Origin of the sequence: Erythrobacter sp. KY5, from assembly GCF_003264115.1 — a bacterium.
GTDB lineage: Bacteria > Pseudomonadota > Alphaproteobacteria > Sphingomonadales > Sphingomonadaceae > Erythrobacter.
On sequence record NZ_CP021912.1, the window covers coordinates 466,984 to 487,518 of the forward strand.

Sequence of the window (20,535 nt, forward strand, 5' to 3'; positions counted from 1 at the left end):
TCGCCATGACCGATACCAAATCCATAATTCTCAACGGTGACCACCGCCGGACCACCGCCGTCACCATTGCGGAGCTTGTTTGCGAGCTCGATCTTTCGCCGGAGAAGGTGGCGGTCGAGCGCAATGGCGTAATCGTGCCGCGCTCGACCCTGGGTAACGCCCAGCTCGCAGAAGGGGATACGCTTGAGATCGTGCACTTCGTTGGCGGCGGCGAAAACTCTGCTGCAAAGAAAGACACATGGAGTGTGGCCGGTCGCACCTTCACCTCCCGCCTGATCGTGGGCACCGGCAAGTACAAGGATTTTGCGCAAAACGCCGCCGCACTTGAGGCGAGCGGGGCAGAGATCGTCACCGTCGCTGTGCGCCGGGTCAATGTCAGCGATCCCAAGGCGCCGATGCTCACCGACTACATCGACCCCTCGAAGACGACCTATCTGCCCAACACTGCCGGTTGCTTCAACGCCGAGGAGGCCATTCGCACCCTGCGCCTTGCGCGTGAGGCAGGCGGGTGGGATCTAGTGAAGCTCGAAGTTCTGGGTGAGGCGCGCACGCTGTATCCCGACATGCGCGAAACGCTGACCGCGACCGAAACGCTGGCGAAGGAAGGGTTTCTTCCGATGGTCTACTGCGTGGACGATCCGATTGCTGCCAAACAGCTCGAAGATGCAGGTGCGGTCGCGATCATGCCACTTGGTGCTCCGATCGGTTCTGGGTTGGGGATACAGAATCAGGTCACGATCCGCCTGATTGTCGAGGGCGCAAATGTGCCCGTTCTTGTCGATGCTGGCGTCGGTACGGCGTCCGATGCGGCTGTCGGAATGGAATTGGGCTGCGACGGAATCCTGATGAACACCGCCATTGCAGAGGCAAAGGACCCCATTCGCATGGCGCGGGCGATGAAGCTTGCCGTCGAAGCGGGCCGCGAGGCCTATCTCGCCGGGCGGATGGGACGGCGCAAATATGCCGACCCCTCTAGCCCGCTTGCAGGTCTCATCTGACCTAAGCGCGACTTTCTGCGCCATGGTTACCGGGTATTAACCAAACTATCGGACAAACGTCTCCAGCACTTGAGGAGACGAGCCAGTGACCCTTGCCAAGACTTCGACCATGGCTATCGGCGAGATGCGCGAATTCGCGGCCTTTGCTGCGTGTGAGCAGCGTTACATCAAGCGCAGCCTCGATATCGGACTGGGGCGCTGCGATGCTTTCAAGTTGTGGGGCCGCACCGGGGCCGAGAACACCGCAATCCGTCGCCAGTACGTTGCTTATCAGGACCTCAAAGTGCTGCGCGACCTTGTGCCGCAGGAAGGTGCGATGAGCGAAGTGGAACGCTTTATCGGCAAGCTCGTGCGGATGACCGCCTTCGATCTATCGCAGGAGCGCCTCAACAGCTTTTCCGCTTTTCGCTTTCTTTATGAGCGCCTGCTCGGACCCGACGCGCGCCCTTACCTTCCAGCCGCCTTCTGTGCGGCAGCCGCGCTGCCGACCATCCGGCCCCAGCAGCGCAAGGTGCTTCTGCAATCGCTCAGCGAAGCTGCCGCGACAGCTCCTGGCTGGTCAGACCGCCGCCCGAGTTTCTATCCGGAATATGTCGAGGACATCGAGGCGGCCTGAGCCACCCTGCGTCTCGATCAACTGCGATAAAGCCCGTTGATCTTGTCCTCGTAGCGATCACGAATCTTGTGACGGCGAATCTTCATGCTCGGCGTCATTTCCTCGTTTTCGATTGAGAACGCCTCGTCCGCAAAAGCGAACTGGCGCACCTTTTCGATCACCGACAGGTCCTTATTGGTCCGGTCGACCGCTGCACGCACGGCGTTCTTGAAGGCGGGCAATTCCTGCAACGCCTTCATGTCGAATTTCTCGTCATTAGCGCGAGCCCATTCGAGCGCCCATTCCGCATCCGGCACGATCAGGCCAACCACATAAGGGCGTTTGTCACCGCTCACCATAGCCTGAGCGATTTCGGGTTGAAGCGTGAGCATGCCCTCGATCTTCTGAGGAGCTACATTGTCGCCCTTGTCGTTGACGATCATGTCCTTTTTGCGATCGGTGATGACGATTCGACCTTTGTCGTCGAGATGGCCGATATCGCCGGTATGCAGCCAGCCATCGACAATGGTGCGCGCGGTTTCGGCCTCGTTCTGCCAATAACCGTGCATCACCAGCTCGCCGCGGCACAGAATTTCGCCATCATCGGCTATCCGGATTTCGACGCCGCGCATGGGCGGGCCGACCGTGTCCATCTTGAGCCCGACCTTGGGGCGATTGCAGCTCATCACGGGTCCCGCTTCGGTCTGGCCATAGCCCTGAAGCATGGTCAGACCCATCGCTTCGAAGAAATTGCCGACCTCGGGATTGAGCGGGGCACCGCCCGAAACCATCGCCTTGATCCGACCGCCAAACTTTGCGCGGATTTTGGGGCGCAGGGTTTTCTCGACCAGAAGGTTGAGCGGCTTGTCGCGATTGCGGATCTTGCCGTCTCGCGAATTCTCGCTGATTTTCAGCGCGCTATCCATCATGAAGTTGGCGACCGCGCCCTGCTTTTCGACCTGTTTCATGATCCGGGTGCGAAGGACTTCAAAAAGGCGCGGCACCACAACCATGATGGTGGGGCGCGTCTCCTCGATATTGGAAGCGAGCTTCTCTAGGCCCTCAGAATAGAAGATCTCTGCCCCGACGCCGATCGGCAGATATTGGCCGCCTGTATGTTCGTAAGCATGGCTTAGCGGCAGGAAGGAGAGGAAGCGTTCGTCCTTGATGCCGAAATCGTTAATGAGGATTTCGGCGGCTCCGGCCACATTGCACAGGATCGAGCCGTGGTGTTGGCGCACACCGCGCGGCGCGCCGCCAGTGCCGCTGGTGTAGATCAGACATGCAAGATCATCGCGCGTAATGCCTGCGATCCGTTCCTCAACCGCCTGGCGCGCTGCGGCTGCATCGCCTGCGATAAGGTCATCCCAGCTGTGATATTCGAAACTTCCCGCCTGCTGGCGATGGAGGTCGTCGATGCCGATGACGTGGTCGACAATGCCGGTTCGACCGATGGCTCCGACGACAGGGCCAAGCAGCTTCTCGGTCGAGACGATGACCGCGCGCGCGCCCGAATTGTCGAGGATGTGCGCATGATCGCGCTCGGTGTTGGTGATGTAAGTCGGGACCGAAACGCAGCCTGCGGCCATGATCGCGATATCTGCGATGCACCATTCAGGCCGATTTTCCGAAACGAGCGCGACCCGGTCACCGTCGCTCAGGCCGAGGTGGCGCAGACTTTCGGCGAGCAGGCAAATCTGGTCGGCGACTTCGCGCCAGCTCTGCGTTTTCCATTCGCCGTCCTGCTTGCGGCCCAGAAAGGGAGCATCGGTTTTTTCATCGGCGCGCTTCAGAAAAAGCTCGACCAGATTGTTGGCGCTGTCGACGTCCTGCAGGATCGGATCGTCATTGGGATCCGCCGCTGGGGGGGTGTTGGGGGCGTGCACGGATTGAAGCTCCTCTAACCGCCTCGATGCGCCAGGCCATAGCCGCGCCGGGGGCGTTGAATTATTCGTATTGCTGACAGGATAAACCGCCAAGGACGCAGCGACAAGCGTTGCCGTCAGCTCGTCTGGATAGGCTCAGGGCTGTTCAGCGCCCCGACTGCCCTCTGACGCAGGCACCGGATCGTAGAGCAAGAGGTCGGCAATCCTTGGATCGCCAGCCGCTTCCCAGCCATCCGCGGTCCGCAACAAGGCGTTGGTCTTGCCTCGCGGTGACATGATACGGATTTCGCCGTGGCCCATGGCAGCGAGCTCGTCCACCACCGCTGCGGCAACGCTGCCTTCCTCCATGATCGCGACCGAACCGAACGACATCAAAAGGGGAAGGGCGAGCGCTTCCTCGGCGCTCATGCCGAAGTCGATCACGCCGATGATCGAGCGGGCAACCTGCACCGGGATCGTCGGTCCGCCAGCGGCTCCCACCACCAGCACGATTTCACCGTCAGCGTCGAACACGATTGTCGGTGCCATCGAAGAGCGCGGACGTTTTCCGCCCTCGACCCGGTTCGCGACCGGCACGCCATTAACATCGGGCGATGAACTGAAATCGGTCAGCTCATTGTTGAGATAAAATCCGCCCCAATGCAGCCCGGAACCGAATGCGCCTTCGATTGTCGAGGTGTAGCTGACCGCATTGCCTTGCCCATCGACGACCGAGAAGTGCGTGGTGCCGTTCTCCGGCGGCTCGTCACCATCTGCGCGTGCCAGAGGTGCGCCTGGAGGTGTGCCGGGTTGGACGTCTGCAAGCGCGTTGCCGCGATCGATCAAGGCGCCGCGACTTGCCATGTAGCCGGGGTTGACGAGGCCTTCGACCGGCACCTCGACGAAGTCTGAATCAGCGAGATAAAGCTCACGGTCGGCATAGGCGATCCGCTGCGATTCCAGAAACAGATGCCAGAATTCGGCGCTTTGCGGACCGAGCGCGGAGAGGTCAAACCGCTTGAGCTGTCCAAGCATTTGTGCGACCGCGACCCCGCCTGACGAAGGCGGGCCCATGCCGCAGACACGGTAGCTGCGATAAGGCGCGCAAACTGGCGCGCGCATCTTTGCTTCGTAACCCCGCACGTCGCTGCTGCTCATCTTGCCGTCTTGCGGTGTCTCGGAGGCGACATATCGTGCAAGATCGTCAGCGCTCTCGCTGTAGAAAACCTCTGGACCGCCTGCCGCAATTCGCTCCAGCGTATCGGCAAGCTGCGGCACTTTAACCAGCGCGCCAACGGGCAGCGGCTCACCATCTGCTCCGAAAAAGATGGCGCGCGCCGCCTCGGTCTTGCCTGCGCGCGTTTTTTGACCGCTGAGCGACTGGTGAAGCCGGCGGTTCATCACGAAACCTTCGCGGGCAAGCGCGATCGCAGGTTCGAACAATTCGGCCCATTGAAGCTTGCCATGCTCTTTGTGAGCGAGCGCCGCGAGAGCGATATTTCCCGGCACGCCGACGCTCAAACCGGATGTGACCCGCGCTTCGCGAGGCAGGCGTTCGCCGTCTGAATCAAGGAATCGCGTGCCCGTGGCGGTCGCTGGAGCAATTTCGCGGCCATCGAAGCTTATGATGCCATCGGGGCCCGCATGGATCATGAAGCCGCCGCCGCCAATCCCGGAGCTTTGCGGTTCGACCACCGTGAGGGCAAGCATGATGGCGATAGCGGCATCGGCCGCTGAACCGCCTTTTGCGAGGATCGCTTCACCGGCTGCTTCTGCGCGCGGATCTGCGGCGCTGACTGCGCCCGGCGCTGTGGCCTCGGCAGTCGCCGCCGGATTTGCGACCGGCGTTTCCATGTCCGCGCAGGCCGAAGCCATGAGCGCGAGAGGGGCGAGAATTGAGAAGTGTTTGAGCATCGACAGCGACAGCTATTCGGTTCCCACCGCCTCTGCAATGCTCGAAAACCCGTCACGTTTCATCAGGCGCTCCAGCCCGCTGACGATTTGGCTGCCGAGGCCTGGGCCATGATAGACCATCGCCGAGTAGAGCTGGACAAGGCTCGCACCGGCCCTGATGCGATCCCACGCATGGTCTGCGGTCGCAATGCCGCCAACCCCGACGAGCGGCAGTTCGCCACCAGTTGCTTTCCTGAAATCGCGAACTCGCTCAAGCGCCATTGCACGAAGGGGTTCCCCCGACAGCCCGCCGGTTTCTTTCGCATGACGAGATTTGAGATCGGGTCGCGAAACCGTTGTGTTCGAAACTATGAGCGCGCCAAGCTTCTTGTCGATTGCAATGCGCGAGATCGCGTCGATATCGACTTGCTCGAGATCCGGCGCGACCTTGAGGAAGATGGGAGGGAGCGATGCAACCCCGGCCTGGCCGCGGGCCTCGATCACTTCATCGATCAGCCCTGCCAACGCAGCCTCGTCCTGGAGCGCTCGCAGTCCCGGGGTATTCGGGCTCGACACGTTGACGGCGAGATAGCTTGCATAAGGCGTCATGAGCCGTGCCATCTCGGCATAATCGGCGGTGCGATCTTCGGAATCCTTGTTGGCGCCGATATTGATACCGACCACTCCGGGGCGACCCTGCCGGGCCGCGAATCGCTCAAGCGCGCTTTGCGCACCGGAATTGTTGAAGCCCATCCGATTGATGACTGCGCGATCTTCGGTCAGGCGGAACAGGCGAGGCTTGGGATTGCCGGCCTGGGGGCGCGGCGTGATCGACCCTGCCTCTGTGAAACCAAAGCCGAGTTTCAGAAGCGCATCCGGAACTTCAGCGTCCTTGTCGAAACCTGCGGCGACCCCCACAGGGTTAGGGAAGTCCAGTCCGGCCACCCGTATCGCCAGCGCTCCTGACTGCGACTTTGCAGAAGCGCTCGAAGAAAAGGGCATATTTTTCAGCGAATTGATGGCAAGACGGTGACCGGTTTCGGGGTCGAGCGCGAAGATGGCGGCGCGGGCAAGCGCGAAGAGGCGTGAGGCGATCGTCATGGTTTCGCGCGTAAGCCGATTTCACCCGATCTGTCGAGAGCAGGGCGACCACCTTCTCTACCGAACGGTAAGCTCAAGAGCCTGTGATTGAAGCGAAAATCGGGCCAGTTCTAGCTTGTCGTTTGCATACAATTCTTCTCCTGCGTTCGGGTCTAGGGTCCGTACTCAATAAGGACTGGTGCTGTTGAGTGATTGGTGATTCAAGGCTGTTGGAAGGAGCCTTGGATGAGCAAGCATCTTTACTGGTTGGACGATCAGTCGTGGGCGGCGATTGAGCCTTTGCTGCCCCGTGGTCGGCGCGGTGCACGGCGGGTTGATGATCGGCGCGTGATCTCGGGGATCATGCACATGCTCAAGACGGGTGCCCGGTGGCGCGATTGCCCTTCTGAGTATGGTCCCTACACGACGGTCTACAACCGCTTCAACCGGTGGAGCCGACAGGGCGTGTGGCAAGACATCTTCTATGCTCTGACCGGATCGAGCGGGGTGATCGGCGGGGTCACCGCCTCGGTGGACTCGATGCACATCAAGGCGCATCGCTCGGCAGCGGGCGCAAAAGGGGGGCCTTCCATCACTGTATCGGGCGCTCGCGCGGCGGTCGTACCACCAAGGTTCACGCCCTGACCGATGAGCGGGGACGGCCCCTCGCTCTGGTCCTGACCCCCGGCAACACGCATGATCTGACAGGCGCGCGCGATCTGCTGGCCATCACCGGTGCGCCCCGCCGCCTGCTGGCCGATCGCGCCTATGACGCGCGGTCCCTGCGCGACTGGCTTGCCGAGCACGGCTGCGAACCAGTCATCCCGCCCAACCCGACCCGCAAACACCCGCACACATACGACGCTCTCGCCTACAAGCAGCGCAACGGGATCGAACGCTTCTTCTGCCGCCTGAAAGACTTCCGACGCATCCACACCCGCTACGACAAGCGCGCAGACATCTTCCTCTCTGCAATACTCATCGTCGCCGCCATCATCTGGTGGGCTAATTGAGTCCCGACCCTAGACACTGTCCTGCGACCCGAAGGGCTCGGAGCAGCAATGCAAAGAGTTCCTCAACTCAAATGGGCGGCCCATCCGTGGGCCGCCCTTTTTTTGTGTTGTATCAGCCAGAAAGACGCTACACGCTTCAATATCGGGGCGCTGCTAATGGAAAAATACACAAACTCCATGGCTGGAGACACAAAGTTTGAAGCCGACGATGTGAGCTATGAGCTCACATCTCAGTCGCTCATCCATGTCGATTACATCGCTCCGCCAGCGGCGATCAGCGATTATGTAACGACGCTTTATCATTTCCGCTGCGATGAGCCCAAGATCACCGATATCCAACCTGCTTCGGTTGGCCATCTGTCGCTCTTTCCATACGGCAAGGGCGAGATGCATTTTCGCGCGGGCCACAGCGACCCCAATCCCGAAGTCGCCGTGATGACGCCCCTGTCGACTGCCAATCCGATCGTGGTCGACGGCCCGTTCCATGCCATCGGTGCAGCTTTGACGCCATTGGGGTGGGCAGCGCTGACCGGGCTGCACGCCGGCGACAATCGCGACAGGCTTCGCGATGCAGGTGACATTCTGGGCGAAAGTGCAACTCAGGTCGGTGAAGCCCTTATCGCCGAGTACCGCGCCGGTACGAAAACGGGCGAGGAATGCGCGCTTGCCATCGGTGAATTTATCGGTGGCTCGGTCAAGCGGGTGAATTCGCGACATGCTGAACTCATCAGGGTCGTGAACAACTGGCTTGGATCGTCGCTTAGCCCCGATCTTGGCGATCTGCTCGAAAGGGCGGCCTATTCCGAACGCCAGGTTCAGCGCCTGACTGAGCGTTATTTCGGCCTATCGCCGCAAGCGCTCGCGCGGAAATATCGCGCATTGAGGGCGGCAGCCTTGCTCTCGTTCCCCAGTCTCACCCCGGAATTCGAAGCCGAGCTGGGCGAAGCCTTCTTCGACCAGTCACACATGATCCGAGAGATCAATCGCTTTGTCGGCCGCACCCCTGCCAGATTGAAGAACCCGGACAACCCCTACCTGTCCGAAATGATCGCGCCGAAAAACCTGCGCGAACTAGGGTCATAAGGGGCGCAGCAGCGCTGCTTACGGCTAGGCATGCTCTTCAAGACCAAACATCCCGTCGAATTCGAGCTGATCGCCCCGCCTCCTGACCTTCGCGAACAGGTCAATATCTTTTACTCATTGCGCTCCGGCGCTGAACGCATCGAAGATGTCATGCCTGCCTATTCAGGGCAGGTCTACGCGATCTTCGATGGTTCTTTCGAACTTCATTTCGCGAGCGGCACGCAGCGCGCGCCCGCGCCGGTGTTTCTCAATGCGCCTTTGTTGCAGGCAACTCGCCTGTCGGTGCTGGGACCGTTCCGGTGCGTTGGCGCATCGCTCACCCATCGCGGGTGGGCTGAGCTGGTCGGTCAGCCTGTTGACGAGTTGCATCACCGCATGATGCTCCCTCAGGATGCCCTCGGAGAAGCGTTTGCCGATCGCCTTGCACAAGTTGCGCAGACAGACCCTGATGAACCCGCGCAGGCAACCGAGCTGCTGTCCCAGTTTTTTCGCGAAGCGATCACGCCGATGAAAGCCGGTCATGCGACCTTTATCGACGAGACGATGGCTTGGCTCTCGAAAGAGTTCAATCCACCGGTTGAGGACCTTTTCGACCGACTGGCGATCTCGCGGAGGCAGGCTCAGCGGCTGAGCAATCGGTTCTTCGGGGTCCCGCCACGGCAATTGCTCAAAAGGGTAAGGGCCATGCGGGCAGCGACCCTGCTATCGCAATCTGATCTGCCCAGTACGGTCCGCGACGAGATCTCGCTCGCTTACTTCGATCAATCGCATCTGATCAACGATCTGCGTCGCTACACCGGGAGAACGCCGACGATCCTGGAGGAGGGCGACCTGGTCGTTAAGACCTTCAACCCTGCCGCTCACGGACCGCCCGGAAAGTTCGCGCGTGATGCACTTGAGAAGGAATAACAATCACTTAGATTTTGAGAATGCCATGTCGCTGTACTACAAGGCGATATGATCGAGCCAGCATATGTCCCTGTCGAAGAGCCAAGCTACCGTGGCTCTCCAGCGCCTGGCGCAGAGGCACTGGGGGCGGTGCGACCGAAGGGTCGCACTTGGTCGATCGTACCGCCCCGCTTACGAGACATCAGATGAATGCGCATTCGGGAGCCGAGGCAAGCAATCGGCACTTCCATCTCAAATATTTCGATCCGCCCAAAGGATTGGAGCAGCACGTGCTCGCCCTTTTCCACTTCAGATGGGAAGAGCCAGAGATAGCCGACCGCCACCCCGGCGCTTTGGGGCAACTGTTCTTCACGCCATACGGGTCAGGCGAGGTCCGCTTTGGCGACAGGGTGCAGAAAATTGACGGGCAGCCCTACATGTTCAGCGGTTTCAGGACTGCCGCGCCTTTCCGGATGTCGGGGCCATGGCATGCAATCGGGGCATCGCTGTCTCCGCTTGGCTGGGCTGCATTGTCGGGGGCGGACGCCCAGACCCACCTTGACCGGTTCACCCCGGCAGATGAATTGCTCGGCACCGAAGTCGTCACTTTTCAGGATGATCTGGTCGCGCGGTATCGTTCCGGCGAAACGAGTGGCCCAGAATGCTGCGCTGAACTGGCCGGCTGGATCGCAAGGCGATTGAAGGCGGTGTCCAGGCCCCATGAGGTCGTCATCACGACTGTCCTTGCCTGGCTGGGGACTTCGCTTAATCCGGACATCGAAGCACTTTACGAAAAGCTCGCTTACTCAAGGCGTCAATCCGAACGATTGGTCGCAAAATATTTCGGGTTTGCGCCTGCCGCTCTCGCTCGCAAAATGAGAGCAGTGCGCGCCGCACATCTGCTGGCCCAGCCGGACCTGTCTGACGAAGCCGAAGCGGAGATCGCGTCGGCATTTTACGATCAACCCCACATGATCAACGAGATCCGGCGCTATTGTGGCTATACGCCGTCGCGCCTAGGCGGTGCGGCGGAGCCTTTGTTCCAGACGATGCTCAGAATGAAGAACCTCAATCGCCTTAGCCCTTTCGTCGAACTGGGACTTGAAGATCACGCCGCTTGAAATCGGACGAAAATGTGCGTATTTGAAATCCGACTGATTCAGTCTGATTTAAGAATGACTCGCAACAAGCGGATTTTCGCAACGCCATGCGCCTCTCTAACCTAGCCGATTATGCCGTCATTACGATGTGCCAGGCCGCCACGCATTGTGGCGATGGACGGGTGAGTGCGGCTGAGCTGGCCCATGAAACCGGGCTTCCCGTTCCAACGGTCCAGCGCTTGGTTTCCAAGCTGACATCCGCTGGGTTGCTGCGTTCGGTTCGCGGTGCTGGCGGAGGTCTGCAGCTCGGCAGACCGGCAGCGGCCATTACGGTTGCCGATATTGTCGAGGCGGTGGAAGGCCCGATCGCCTTGACCGCCTGCGTTGAGCACAAGGACTGCGATCACGAAGCGCGCTGCTCAATGAAGCCGCATTGGCCGATCATCAACGCAAAACTCCGCAGCGCACTCGCCGAAGTTACGCTCGACCATCTGCGCCACGCTCCGGCGCCAACTCAATCCTACGAAAAGCACATGGCATGACCGAACAGATCGACACACAAGAGATGGACGCAGACGCCAAGGCCGCTGCCGCCAATGCTGCCGAATACGAGCATGGCTGGTCCTCCGATATCGAGACCGAATATGCGGAAAAAGGCCTGTCCGAGGACACCGTTCGCTTTATCTCGGGAAAGAAGGGCGAGCCGCAATGGATGCTGGACTGGCGCCTCAAGGCTTTCCGTCTTTGGCAGGAAATGCAGGAGCCTGACTGGGCGAAGGTCGGCTATCCGGCGATCGACTATCAGGACGCCTATTATTACGCCGCGCCCAAGAAGAAGGTAGAACTCGAATCGCTCGACGAGCTCGATCCCGAGATCAAACGCGTCTATGACAAGCTCGGCATTCCCATCGGCGAGCAGGAAGTGCTTGCCGGTGTGAAGGGCGCGAAGAAGGTTGCCGTGGATGCCGTGTTCGACAGCGTGAGCGTTGCGACAACATTCCGCGAAGAGCTGAAGAAGGCGGGCGTTATCTTCCTGTCGATTTCCGAAGCGATCAAGGAATACCCGGAGCTCGTCAAAAAATGGCTTGGCCGCGTCGTGCCTCAGCGCGACAATTACTTCGCCTGCCTCAACAGCGCGGTCTTTTCCGACGGCACGTTCGTTTACGTGCCCGAGGGTGTGCGTTGCCCGATGGAGCTTTCGACCTATTTTCGCATCAACGCGGAAAACACCGGCCAGTTCGAACGCACGCTGATCATTGCCGAGAAGGGCAGCTATGTCAGCTATCTCGAAGGCTGCACAGCGCCGATGCGCGACGAGAACCAGCTGCACGCCGCCGTGGTCGAACTTGTCGCGATGGAAGATGCCGAGATTAAGTATTCGACTGTGCAGAACTGGTATCCGGGAAATTCGGAAGGCGTGGGCGGGATCTACAATTTCGTCACAAAGCGCGGCCTGTGCCAAGGTGACCGCTCCAAAATCAGCTGGACGCAGGTCGAAACCGGCAGCGCGGTGACGTGGAAATATCCCTCCTGCGTTCTCAACGGCAAAGACAGCGTGGGCGAATTTTACTCGGTCGCGGTCACGAACAATTTCCAGCAAGCCGACACGGGCACCAAGATGATCCACAACGGCGCAGGTTCGCGCTCGACTATCATCTCAAAGGGCATTTCGGCGGGCAAATCGAACAACACCTATCGCGGGTTAGTCCGCGTCGGCCCCAAGGCCGACGGCGTGCGCAACTTCACCCAGTGCGACAGCCTGCTGCTCGGAGACGAATGCGGCGCGCACACCGTGCCGTATATCGAGGTCAAGAACCCCGGCGCCCAGATCGAGCACGAGGCGACCACCTCGAAGATCAGCGACGAACAGCTGTTCTACGCGATGCAGCGCGGGCTGGACGAGGAAGAGGCCGTGGCGCTGATCGTCAATGGCTTTGCCAAGGACGTGCTGAAAGAGCTGCCGATGGAGTTTGCCGTCGAAGCGCAGAAGCTGCTGGCGATTTCGCTTGAGGGGAGTGTTGGATAATGATTGGTGTTTATGTGAGTGCTGACGATGCCGCAAAAAAGCCGCTAGTGGCCGATCACTTTGAGTTCCACGCTGTTCCAAGGGTTGGTGAAGAAGTGGTCGTCGACCAAGACGGCTCTCAGTTTCTCTTGTTAGTTGAGAGTGTGACTAACTTTGCCCAAACAAAGGGAGACATTATGAACCAAGTCAGCCCGATTCACATTAAGTGTGCTCTAATTCATAGACTCGAGCGGTGAAGTGACTGACCGCAAAACCCTCGGCCTCAAGGACACATCGGACACCGAACCGACCCTCAACAAGAAGGGCCGGGGCTGGAAAATCTCGGACAAGCGGCTCGACGAGCTGCATGATCGTGCGCGCGAGATGAAGCGCTTTGCTTCGCCTGCGAACAAGGCGCTCGCCGAACGGTTCGCCAAGGCTGACCTTGGCCGCTACACCTTCAAGCGCTTTGCCGTGGTCGGCAGTGCGATCGTCGATTTCAACTGCCACAATCTCGGCATGGCGATCATGATCGATGAAGAGGGCCAGGACGACACGCTCGCCAAGCGCCGCGACAAGAGCCTTGAGTCGGTCGGCATCCGCGTGATGCGGATCAAGGCCGCAGATATCCTCGAGAACATGGATGGCGTGCTCCAGCGGATTACCGCCGGAATGCGCATCCGGATCGAAGACAAGCGCGAGGCGCGCCGAGAGCATCGCGCGTCCTCCACACCCAGCAGGCATCAATCACGGGACTCAGCCGAACAATGACCAGCCTATCACTTCTCGTCGCTCCCCTCATCGCGCTTCAGGGCGTGGGTCAGGCTCCTGTTGCCATCGAAAACGATGCGCCCGAGACGTGGACCCTCGAATATCCTCGATTGATCCAGCCTTTTGTCGAAGATTACCGCAGGTGCCTATCGCTCCAGTTGCGCACGGTCAGGGGAGAGGCCGATTTCGAATCGCAGCACCGCGCCAACCTGCCGCGCTGTGCTGATGTGTTCGACGCATCGGTCGAAGGGGCAGCGTCGCTCCTCGCCCGTCGCGGTGAGGGCGCAGAATTTACCGCAGCCGACGTGCGCGAAATCTTCGAACATATCGGGCGTATCCACATCGCGCGCGGCGCCGACCTCGATAATCAGTTCACTTTTCTCCAGCGCTCGCAGGCAGCAGCACAGGAACAATATGAAGCCGAACGCCCCAAGGGTCTTGTGCTTGAATTGCGCGATGCCTCGGTCGTGAAGGCCCGCACCGACGCGACTGCCGAAGCCGCACAGGCTGCTTACGAAAAACGGGAGGCACCCAATGCTGACAATCAATAATCTCCACGCCGAAGTAGACGGCAAGGCGATCCTCAAGGGGCTGAGCCTCGAGATCCCCGCAGGTGAAGTCCACGCCATCATGGGGCCCAACGGAGCGGGCAAGTCAACGCTCGCCCATGTGCTCGGCGGAAAGCCGGGCTACGATGTGACGGCCGGATCGGTGACGTTCCGCGGCACCGATCTGTTTGACCTCGACCCGCATGAGCGCGCCGCGACCGGCCTGTTCCTCGGCTTTCAGTACCCGGTGGAAATTCCCGGCGTCTCCAATGTGCAGTTTCTGCGCGAGGCGTTGAACGCACAGCGCAAATATCGCGGCGAAGAACCGCTCTCCGGCGGCGAGTTTCTGAAGCTCGCCAAGGAAAAGGCGGGCTTGCTGAAAATGGACATGGAAATGCTCAAGCGGCAGGTCAATGTCGGCTTCTCGGGCGGCGAAAAGAAGCGCGCCGAGATGGTCCAGATGGGCATTCTCGACCCCGCATTTGCCGTTCTCGACGAAACCGATAGCGGCCTCGACATCGATGCGCTGCGCGTGGTGGGTGAAGGGATCAATTCGATCATGCGCGCACCCGAAAAGGGCGTTCTGCTGATCACGCATTATCAGCGCCTGCTCGACGTTGTGAAGCCCGATCGCGTATCGGTGCTGGCCGATGGCCGCATCGTCGAAACCGGCGGTCCCGAGCTCGCGCTTCGCCTTGAGAGTGAGGGCTACGACGCCATCATGGCAGAGATGAGCGCATGATACTGGCCTCGCTCCTTCTTGCCATCCAGGCCGCCCCGGCTGAGCCGGTGCCCGAGATTGTCGTTCTGGGTAACCTGCGTAGCGCTCAAGTGAGCGTGGGTCAGGATAGCGGGGGCGACTGGCACTGCTCGCTCAGCAAATCGACGGGGCGACCGAGCCTCGATGATCGCTTTTGCCGCGCAGTGACCAAATGCGTGCGCGAGGGGGCCAGCGACGAGCAGGCTGTGAGCAGCTGTATTCGAGAAACCCGCGCACGATTGATGCGCCGCGTCCAGCGCGCGATGGAGCGCAATCCTTCATGAACGAGACCGCAACCCTCCCCACTCGCCGCGATGAAGCATGGCGCTACGCCGATGCGGACTTCCTTGCGAGCGCCGCGCCCGAGGCTGTCAATCATTGGCGCACGCTCGATGTGCCCGCCGGAGAGACCCGCCGCGAATGCACGGTGCACGGTTTTGGCCCGGAAGCACGGGGCATGGTCGACCGGCTGCGCGTAAGGGTCGGCAAGGGAGGCCGGTTCGAAGCGTTCAAGGTCATCACAGGCGGCAGGTATGCCCGCGTCGAACTGGACGTGACGCTTGAAGAAGGCGCGCATTTCGAGTTTGGCGGCGTCACGATCGGCGGCGGCGACAAGGTGCAGGAATTCGTGACGCTCACCCGCCATGATCATCCAAACGCGACCTCGAACCAGACCGTGCGCGCTGTGCAATGGGGCCAGAGCACGGGCAGCTTCCTTGGCGAAATCAAGGTTGCCCGCCACGCGCAGAAGACCGACGCCGCGCAGGATTTCAAGGGCCTGCTGCTCGAAGCGGGCGCGAGCGCGAATGCCGTGCCGCAGCTGGAGATTTTCGCTGACGACGTGAAGTGCGCGCATGGCGCGACTGTCGGCCAGCTGGATGAGGCTGCCCGCTACTACATGGCGGCACGCGGCCTCTCGCCCGACGCGGCAAAGCGTTTGCTCGTGCAGGCCTTCATCGGCGATGCCTTTGTCTCGCTCGAAGACGAGGCAGTGCGCGAACACCTGCTTGACGATGCGCTCGAAGCGCTGGAGGAGGCCGCGCTGTGAACGCTCCTGCGTCCCTGACCCGCGATCTGCGCGCTGACTTTCCGGGCCTTGTGACCCGCGAAGGTGAGCCGTGGCACTATCTCGACACCGCAGCGACCTCGCAAAAACCGCGCAGCGTCATCGACGCCATGGCGCGCGCCATGGGCGAGGATTACGCGACCGTGCATCGCGGCGTCTATTCGCGCTCGGCCGATATGACGCTCGCTTATGAAGCCGCGCGTCGACGGATCGCTGAGTTGGTCGGCGGCTCGGAGAACGAGATCGTCTTCACCCGCGGCGCGACCGAGGCGATCAACCTCGCGGCGAACAGCTGGGGCAGGGCGAACCTCAAGGCAGGCGATCGCATCCTTCTTTCGCAGCTGGAGCATCACTCGAACATCGTGCCCTGGCAGATGGTGGCCGAGGCTACCGGCGCGCAGATCGACGTTATCCCCCTGACCGACGATCACCGGATCGACCTTGACGCGGCGGAGGCAATGATTTCGTCCGAGCACAAGCTCGTGGCGCTGGCGCATGTCTCGAATGTGCTTGGCAGCGTGCTCGACGCGAAGCGCGCGGCGGACATGGCGCACGGCGTTGGCGCGAATATCCTGCTCGATGGCTGTCAGGCGGTGCCGCATATGCCGGTCAACGTCGCGGCGCTCGATTGCGACTTCTATGTCTTCTCGGCCCACAAGCTGTACGGTCCCACTGGGATCGGAGCGCTCTGGGCGCGAGCCGAACTGCTCGAAGCCATGCCCCCATGGGAAGGTGGCGGGTCTATGATCGACCGCGTGACCTTCGAAAAGACCACTTATGACGCAGCGCCGCAGCGCTTCGAAGCGGGGACGCCTGCTATTACCGAAGCGATCGCATTCGCGGCAGCGGTCGACTATGTCAGCGAAGTCGGACTTGAGCAGATGCACGAGGACGAAGCCAAGTTGGTGGCTAAACTGCGCCGCGAACTCACCGCGATGAACGATGTGACGGTGTTCGGACCTGATGACAGTGCCGGAATCGTCAGCTTCGCCATCGATGGCATTCACCCGCATGACCTTGGCACGATCCTCGACGAGGCGAACGTCGCCATTCGCGCAGGCCACCATTGCGCGCAGCCATTGATGGACTATCTCGGCGTTCCCGCGACCGCGCGCGCCAGCTTCGGGCTTTATTCGACACAGGCCGATGTCGATGCGCTGCTCGAGGGGATCGCCCGCACGCGCCGGATTTTTGGAAAGGACTAGGCTGATGGACAAGCCTCAGGACGAGAAAGACTACGTTGCCGCACCCGCGCCCAACGACACGGTGATCGACAAGCCTCCGCGTGCGCGCGTCGAGGATGCGATTGACGAGGACGATGCGCCCGCCCCCAAGCGCGAACGCGATTATCTCGAAGGCTTCCTTCACGCAAAGCCGGCAGAAGGCCCGGTCGGCGGCGCTGGCAGCGATTTGCAACAGGCCGTGATCGACGCGCTCAAGGAAATTTACGACCCGGAAATCCCGGTCAACATCTATGACCTTGGCCTCATTTACGGTGTCGAGGTCGATGACGAATCCGATGCAACGATCACGATGACGCTCACCACTCCGCATTGCCCAGTTGCCGAGACCATGCCGGGCGAGGTCGAACTGCGCGCTGCTTCGGTGCCGGGTATCCGCGATGCCGAGGTAGAGCTTGTCTGGGACCCGCCATGGTCGCCCGAGAAGATGAGCGACGAAGCGCGGCTTGAACTGGGGATGCTGTGATGGCTGATACCAAGACAAGAGCCAAAGAACGCCAGCGCCCCGCCGCGGTCATCCTGACCAAGGGTGCCGAGGCTCGCATCGCCGAACTCATGAGCAAGGCCCCCGACGACGCGATCGGCGTGAAGCTATCGACGCCGCGCCGGGGTTGCTCAGGGCTCGCCTATTCGGTCGACTATGTCGCGCAAGAGGCCAAGTTCGACGAGAAGATCGAAACCCCCGGCGGCACGTTCTACATCGACGGGGCGAGTGTGCTCTACCTTGTCGGCTCGACCATGGACTGGGTCGAGGATGACTTCACTGCCGGCTTCGTGTTCGAGAACCCCAATGCCAAGGGTGCCTGCGGATGCGGTGAGAGCTTCATGGTCTGATGGCCAAGACGGTCGAGCTGACTACCCGCATCGCGGCTCCGCCCGAAGTCGTGCTCCGGCATGTCATGACGCCGCGTTTGCTCGATCACGTTGCTGCGCCGATGATCCGGTTCAGCTATCCGCCGAGTTTTGATCGTGCGGGCGAATGGCCGCTTGGAAAACACTGTGTAACCATGCGCTTCATGGGCATCATCCCGATCGGTTGGCAGGTGATCGGGATTGAGGTGCCAGATAGTCCCGACAAGGACACGCACCTGCTTCGCGACAACGGGTACGGCCCTTTGATCAGGCGCTGGGACCACTGGATCGCTGTCCGCCCCGATCCGTCAGGTTCGGGCACGCTCTACACCGATCGGGTGCACATTGACGCAGGCCTGCTTACGCCGGTGATCGCTGCCTATGCGAAGGTGTTCTACGCCCATCGCCAGAAGCGCTGGCGCGAGCTCGCAGCGGACGGTTTCGCGGCGCTGAGAGGCTAGCGCTTACTCGCCTTCGTCGATGATCCGCGCGATCAGGCGGCGTTCGAGTTCGTCGATCTCACCGTCGGCTTCGATCATCTTGTCGAGCCACTCCTGCTCGTGATCGGTGATCTCTTCGCCCGCAATTGCCTGCTCTGTGAAGCTCGGCCCTGCATCGCGTTTGCCGAAGACCTTTCCGAAGTGATTGGCGACCTGCGGCGCCTCGCGCGCCATGCGGCCCATGAAGCGCCCGACATTGGCCTTGTTGTCCGCGACGAACTCCTGAAGTTCCTTCGCCCGGCCATGTTCAAGCTGCGCGTTCTGAAACGCGAAACCTTTGAGGTAGTTGCTTACCCCATCGAGGAAGAGTTCGTCCCATTCCGGAGCGTTGGCTTCGGCAAGCGTCTTGTCCTTCAGGCGGAAGAGCATTTCGGCTTCGAACCGGCTAACGGCCGCGGGACCGTGACCGCCGCTTGCAAAGACTACGCGCCGCAGGATCTGTGCTTCAGCCGACGTGATGTGCACGTCCGAAAGCTCACCACCGCAGCGCGTCGGGCCTGTGCCGCTCAACACCTCGCGCTCAATCTGTTCGATCACGTAATCCTTGAGGCGGTCGGGCGTGTTCTCGGCGCGTTCGATGATGCGAACGATCGTTTCAAGCTCGACCAAGCTTTCGACCACGCCATCGTGATCGACCTGACCGATGAGCCACTCAGCTTCTTCGAGGTTGCATTGCAGACGGGGCTGCGTGCCATTGAGGACAAACTCGCCAATCGCTTCGACGAAGAAGTCGCACCATTGTTCGTCGCGGGTGCGAAGCGTGTTGTTGATCGCAAACAGCGCCTCGGCTTCCTCGCGGGTGATGATCCCGTCGCCCCAGCCTTCACGGCGCAGCGCCAGAACTTCGTCAGCCGCTACCTGTCCATCGGCGGCAACACGCCGTGCAAGATCGGTGAATTGGGTCGTCATTGGCCGTGTGGTCCCTGTTATTGAGCCACCGGCATCGCAGAATGTGCTTAAGACCGGGTTACCAAGCGCTGCACCCGCTTTGCGTCACCCCGGTGATGCGACGGTCTCTACGTCGGCAATGCATCGGGCGTGGTCGATCTCTCCGCCGCCTTGCCTTTGCCGCGTTGCCACGTGGGTTGCGACAGGCGCACCATTGGCCTGTGCGGGGTAAAGGTAGATGTCGAGCACGCAGCTTTCCGAGGCGAATTGCAGCTTTCGCGCACTGCCTTCTGCCATGTCGATCCGTGCGGTTCCGAAACGCCTCACGATCGAGGCGGCGGATTGCCCGATAATGCCGTCAACGCCCGGGCCCCGCATCATGGTAGGTGCGCGCGGAGCAGGCGCCGGGTTTGCCTGCGCATTTGTCGAAGGGGCGCCGGTGCGCACGTAATTGCCGCTTGCCGATCCTCCGGCGCATGCGCTTGTGACCAGCGCAAGCGCGACCAGCAGACTTGTTCTACGCATCTCTTGGTCCATCCGGGGATCGAGCTTTCTCATTTCGCTGTGCCAATGCGGATTGGGTCAGGTGGGTTCCCGCTGCCGCCCCGATCATGGGGGCGAGCAGGTTTGCAAACGGAACCAGCATTATCGCCGCTACCGCCGCCCCCAGCAAGGCGCGCCTGTGCCATGATACCGGGTTCTCCGCAGGTTCGCTTGCGCAGTGGCGAAGCCAGGCCATGTCGGTAAGTTCCCGGCCAAGCAGCCATGCGTTGACGGCAAGGAACACCAGCGCCGACCCGATGCCGGTCACGACCAGCGCGGCGGCAATCGGCAGGGCGAGCAGATTGAGCCCGATCGTCCTGCCCATGCCACGCACAGAATTGGCAAGATCGCGCCGGAAGGGCAGCTTTTGCGCCGTACGCGCCGCTTCGGGATAGTGCTTTGCCTCGACCGCCGCGACGACTTCGTCAGCGAAGAACTGCAACACGGCAAGGGCGACGAGGCGGAACAGGAACCAGAACGACACCCCTGCGATCAGCACCGCGACCGCAGCCCCGGCCACACCTCCGCCCGAGATGTCGTAAGCCGCGAAGGCCTGCACCAGCCCCCAGTAAAGCAGTGCGCCAAAGCCGATGAACACCCCCACGGTAAGGGCGACCGATTTGAACAGCACCTTGAGCACCGGCCCATCGGTCAACTGGCCTATCGCCAGACCTAGCGCTTTGAAGACTGACATCATCGCCTGAAGCGATGCGACGGGATTGGGCCCCTGTCAAACGACGTTGCTGAACACCAGCGCCAACTACCGGCGTCAAACTGCTTGGCCTTGCGAGCGCTTGCCGCTAGGCGCTCTGCGCATCCTTCCATCAAAGCAGACACCACAAGGAC

At 60.9% G+C, this 20,535-nt stretch carries 22 protein-coding genes and 1 pseudogene; 17 read left to right on the plus strand and 6 right to left on the minus strand.

Translation table 11 applies throughout. The features are described from left to right. Positions 1-5 precede the first annotated feature (5 nt). Entirely contained in the window at positions 6-998 is a 993-nt protein-coding gene (gene thiS / locus CD351_RS02260) for a sulfur carrier protein ThiS (protein ID WP_174214291.1), read from the plus strand. Positions 999-1,107: 109 nt separating this feature from the next. Next, complete coding sequence (locus CD351_RS02265; RefSeq protein ID WP_111991112.1) at positions 1,108-1,614, plus strand: hypothetical protein; 507 nt, start codon at positions 1,108-1,110, stop codon at positions 1,612-1,614. Between the two features lie 17 nt (positions 1,615-1,631). Here the strand turns inward: CD351_RS02265 and CD351_RS02270 are convergent, their stop codons facing one another. The 3 genes from CD351_RS02270 to CD351_RS02280 all read right to left on the minus strand — a co-directional run bounded on the left by CD351_RS02270 (position 1,632) and on the right by CD351_RS02280 (position 6,452). Continuing rightward, the gene (locus tag CD351_RS02270) at positions 1,632-3,479 is read right to left on the minus strand and encodes a long-chain fatty acid--CoA ligase (protein ID WP_234027193.1); all 1,848 of its coding nucleotides are present in this window, start codon (positions 3,477-3,479) and stop codon (positions 1,632-1,634) included. Positions 3,480-3,614: 135 nt separating this feature from the next. After that, a complete protein-coding gene (ggt, locus tag CD351_RS02275; RefSeq protein ID WP_111991113.1) occupies positions 3,615-5,372 on the minus strand; it encodes a gamma-glutamyltransferase in 1,758 nt (585 codons plus the stop codon). Positions 5,373-5,384: 12 nt separating this feature from the next. Beyond that, positions 5,385-6,452: a quinone-dependent dihydroorotate dehydrogenase gene (locus tag CD351_RS02280; RefSeq protein ID WP_111991114.1), complete on the minus strand. Its 1,068-nt coding sequence runs from the start codon at positions 6,450-6,452 to the stop codon at positions 5,385-5,387. A gap of 225 nt (positions 6,453-6,677) precedes the next feature. Between CD351_RS02280 and CD351_RS02285 the strand changes: the two are divergent. The 15 genes and pseudogenes from CD351_RS02285 to CD351_RS02360 form a co-directional block, all read left to right on the plus strand. Next, positions 6,678-7,375 (plus strand): annotated as a pseudogene (locus tag CD351_RS02285) (IS5 family transposase); the annotation flags it as partial. A gap of 225 nt (positions 7,376-7,600) precedes the next feature. Further along, positions 7,601-8,527, plus strand: a complete 927-nt coding sequence (locus tag CD351_RS02290; RefSeq protein WP_162627566.1) for a helix-turn-helix domain-containing protein — start codon at positions 7,601-7,603, stop codon at positions 8,525-8,527. Between the two features lie 30 nt (positions 8,528-8,557). Next, positions 8,558-9,436, plus strand: coding sequence for a helix-turn-helix domain-containing protein (locus CD351_RS02295; protein WP_111991116.1), 879 nt, complete (start codon positions 8,558-8,560; stop codon positions 9,434-9,436). A gap of 185 nt (positions 9,437-9,621) precedes the next feature. Further along, positions 9,622-10,536: a helix-turn-helix domain-containing protein gene (locus tag CD351_RS02300; protein ID WP_162627567.1), complete on the plus strand. Its 915-nt coding sequence runs from the start codon at positions 9,622-9,624 to the stop codon at positions 10,534-10,536. Positions 10,537-10,622: 86 nt separating this feature from the next. Further along, a complete protein-coding gene (locus tag CD351_RS02305; protein WP_111991118.1) occupies positions 10,623-11,057 on the plus strand; it encodes an SUF system Fe-S cluster assembly regulator in 435 nt (144 codons plus the stop codon). Further along, positions 11,054-12,541, plus strand: a complete 1,488-nt coding sequence (gene sufB, locus CD351_RS02310) for a Fe-S cluster assembly protein SufB (protein WP_111991119.1) — start codon at positions 11,054-11,056, stop codon at positions 12,539-12,541. The genes CD351_RS02305 and sufB overlap by 4 nt, the downstream gene beginning before the upstream one ends. Positions 12,542-12,778: 237 nt before the next feature. Beyond that, the gene (locus tag CD351_RS02320) at positions 12,779-13,291 is read left to right on the plus strand and encodes an endonuclease domain-containing protein (RefSeq protein WP_111991121.1); all 513 of its coding nucleotides are present in this window, start codon (positions 12,779-12,781) and stop codon (positions 13,289-13,291) included. Continuing rightward, positions 13,288-13,842: a hypothetical protein gene (locus tag CD351_RS02325; protein WP_111991122.1), complete on the plus strand. Its 555-nt coding sequence runs from the start codon at positions 13,288-13,290 to the stop codon at positions 13,840-13,842. Before CD351_RS02320 ends, CD351_RS02325 begins: the two co-directional genes overlap by 4 nt. After that, positions 13,826-14,581, plus strand: coding sequence for a Fe-S cluster assembly ATPase SufC (gene sufC / locus CD351_RS02330; RefSeq protein WP_111991123.1), 756 nt, complete (start codon positions 13,826-13,828; stop codon positions 14,579-14,581). The genes CD351_RS02325 and sufC overlap by 17 nt, the downstream gene beginning before the upstream one ends. Continuing rightward, entirely contained in the window at positions 14,578-14,883 is a 306-nt protein-coding gene (locus tag CD351_RS02335; protein WP_111991124.1) for a hypothetical protein, read from the plus strand. The genes sufC and CD351_RS02335 overlap by 4 nt, the downstream gene beginning before the upstream one ends. Continuing rightward, the gene (locus tag CD351_RS02340; RefSeq protein WP_111991125.1) at positions 14,880-15,647 is read left to right on the plus strand and encodes a SufD family Fe-S cluster assembly protein; all 768 of its coding nucleotides are present in this window, start codon (positions 14,880-14,882) and stop codon (positions 15,645-15,647) included. The genes CD351_RS02335 and CD351_RS02340 overlap by 4 nt, the downstream gene beginning before the upstream one ends. Further along, entirely contained in the window at positions 15,644-16,870 is a 1,227-nt protein-coding gene (locus tag CD351_RS02345) for a cysteine desulfurase (RefSeq protein WP_111991126.1), read from the plus strand. Before CD351_RS02340 ends, CD351_RS02345 begins: the two co-directional genes overlap by 4 nt. Before the next feature lie 4 nt (positions 16,871-16,874). Beyond that, positions 16,875-17,372 carry an SUF system Fe-S cluster assembly protein gene (locus tag CD351_RS02350; RefSeq protein ID WP_174214229.1) on the plus strand — a complete coding sequence of 166 codons (498 nt, stop codon included), beginning with the start codon at positions 16,875-16,877 and terminating at the stop codon, positions 17,370-17,372. Next, entirely contained in the window at positions 17,372-17,740 is a 369-nt protein-coding gene (locus CD351_RS02355; protein ID WP_174214230.1) for an iron-sulfur cluster assembly accessory protein, read from the plus strand. The genes CD351_RS02350 and CD351_RS02355 overlap by 1 nt, the downstream gene beginning before the upstream one ends. After that, positions 17,740-18,219, plus strand: coding sequence for a hypothetical protein (locus CD351_RS02360; protein WP_111991128.1), 480 nt, complete (start codon positions 17,740-17,742; stop codon positions 18,217-18,219). The genes CD351_RS02355 and CD351_RS02360 overlap by 1 nt, the downstream gene beginning before the upstream one ends. A gap of 3 nt (positions 18,220-18,222) precedes the next feature. Here the strand turns inward: CD351_RS02360 and CD351_RS02365 are convergent, their stop codons facing one another. The 3 genes from CD351_RS02365 to CD351_RS02375 form a co-directional block, all read right to left on the minus strand. After that, a complete protein-coding gene (locus CD351_RS02365) occupies positions 18,223-19,167 on the minus strand; it encodes a hypothetical protein (RefSeq protein ID WP_111991129.1) in 945 nt (314 codons plus the stop codon). Between the two features lie 84 nt (positions 19,168-19,251). Next, positions 19,252-19,671: a hypothetical protein gene (locus CD351_RS02370; RefSeq protein ID WP_162627568.1), complete on the minus strand. Its 420-nt coding sequence runs from the start codon at positions 19,669-19,671 to the stop codon at positions 19,252-19,254. Continuing rightward, entirely contained in the window at positions 19,664-20,383 is a 720-nt protein-coding gene (locus tag CD351_RS02375; protein WP_234027194.1) for an EI24 domain-containing protein, read from the minus strand. Before CD351_RS02375 ends, CD351_RS02370 begins: the two co-directional genes overlap by 8 nt. Positions 20,384-20,535 lie beyond the last annotated feature (152 nt).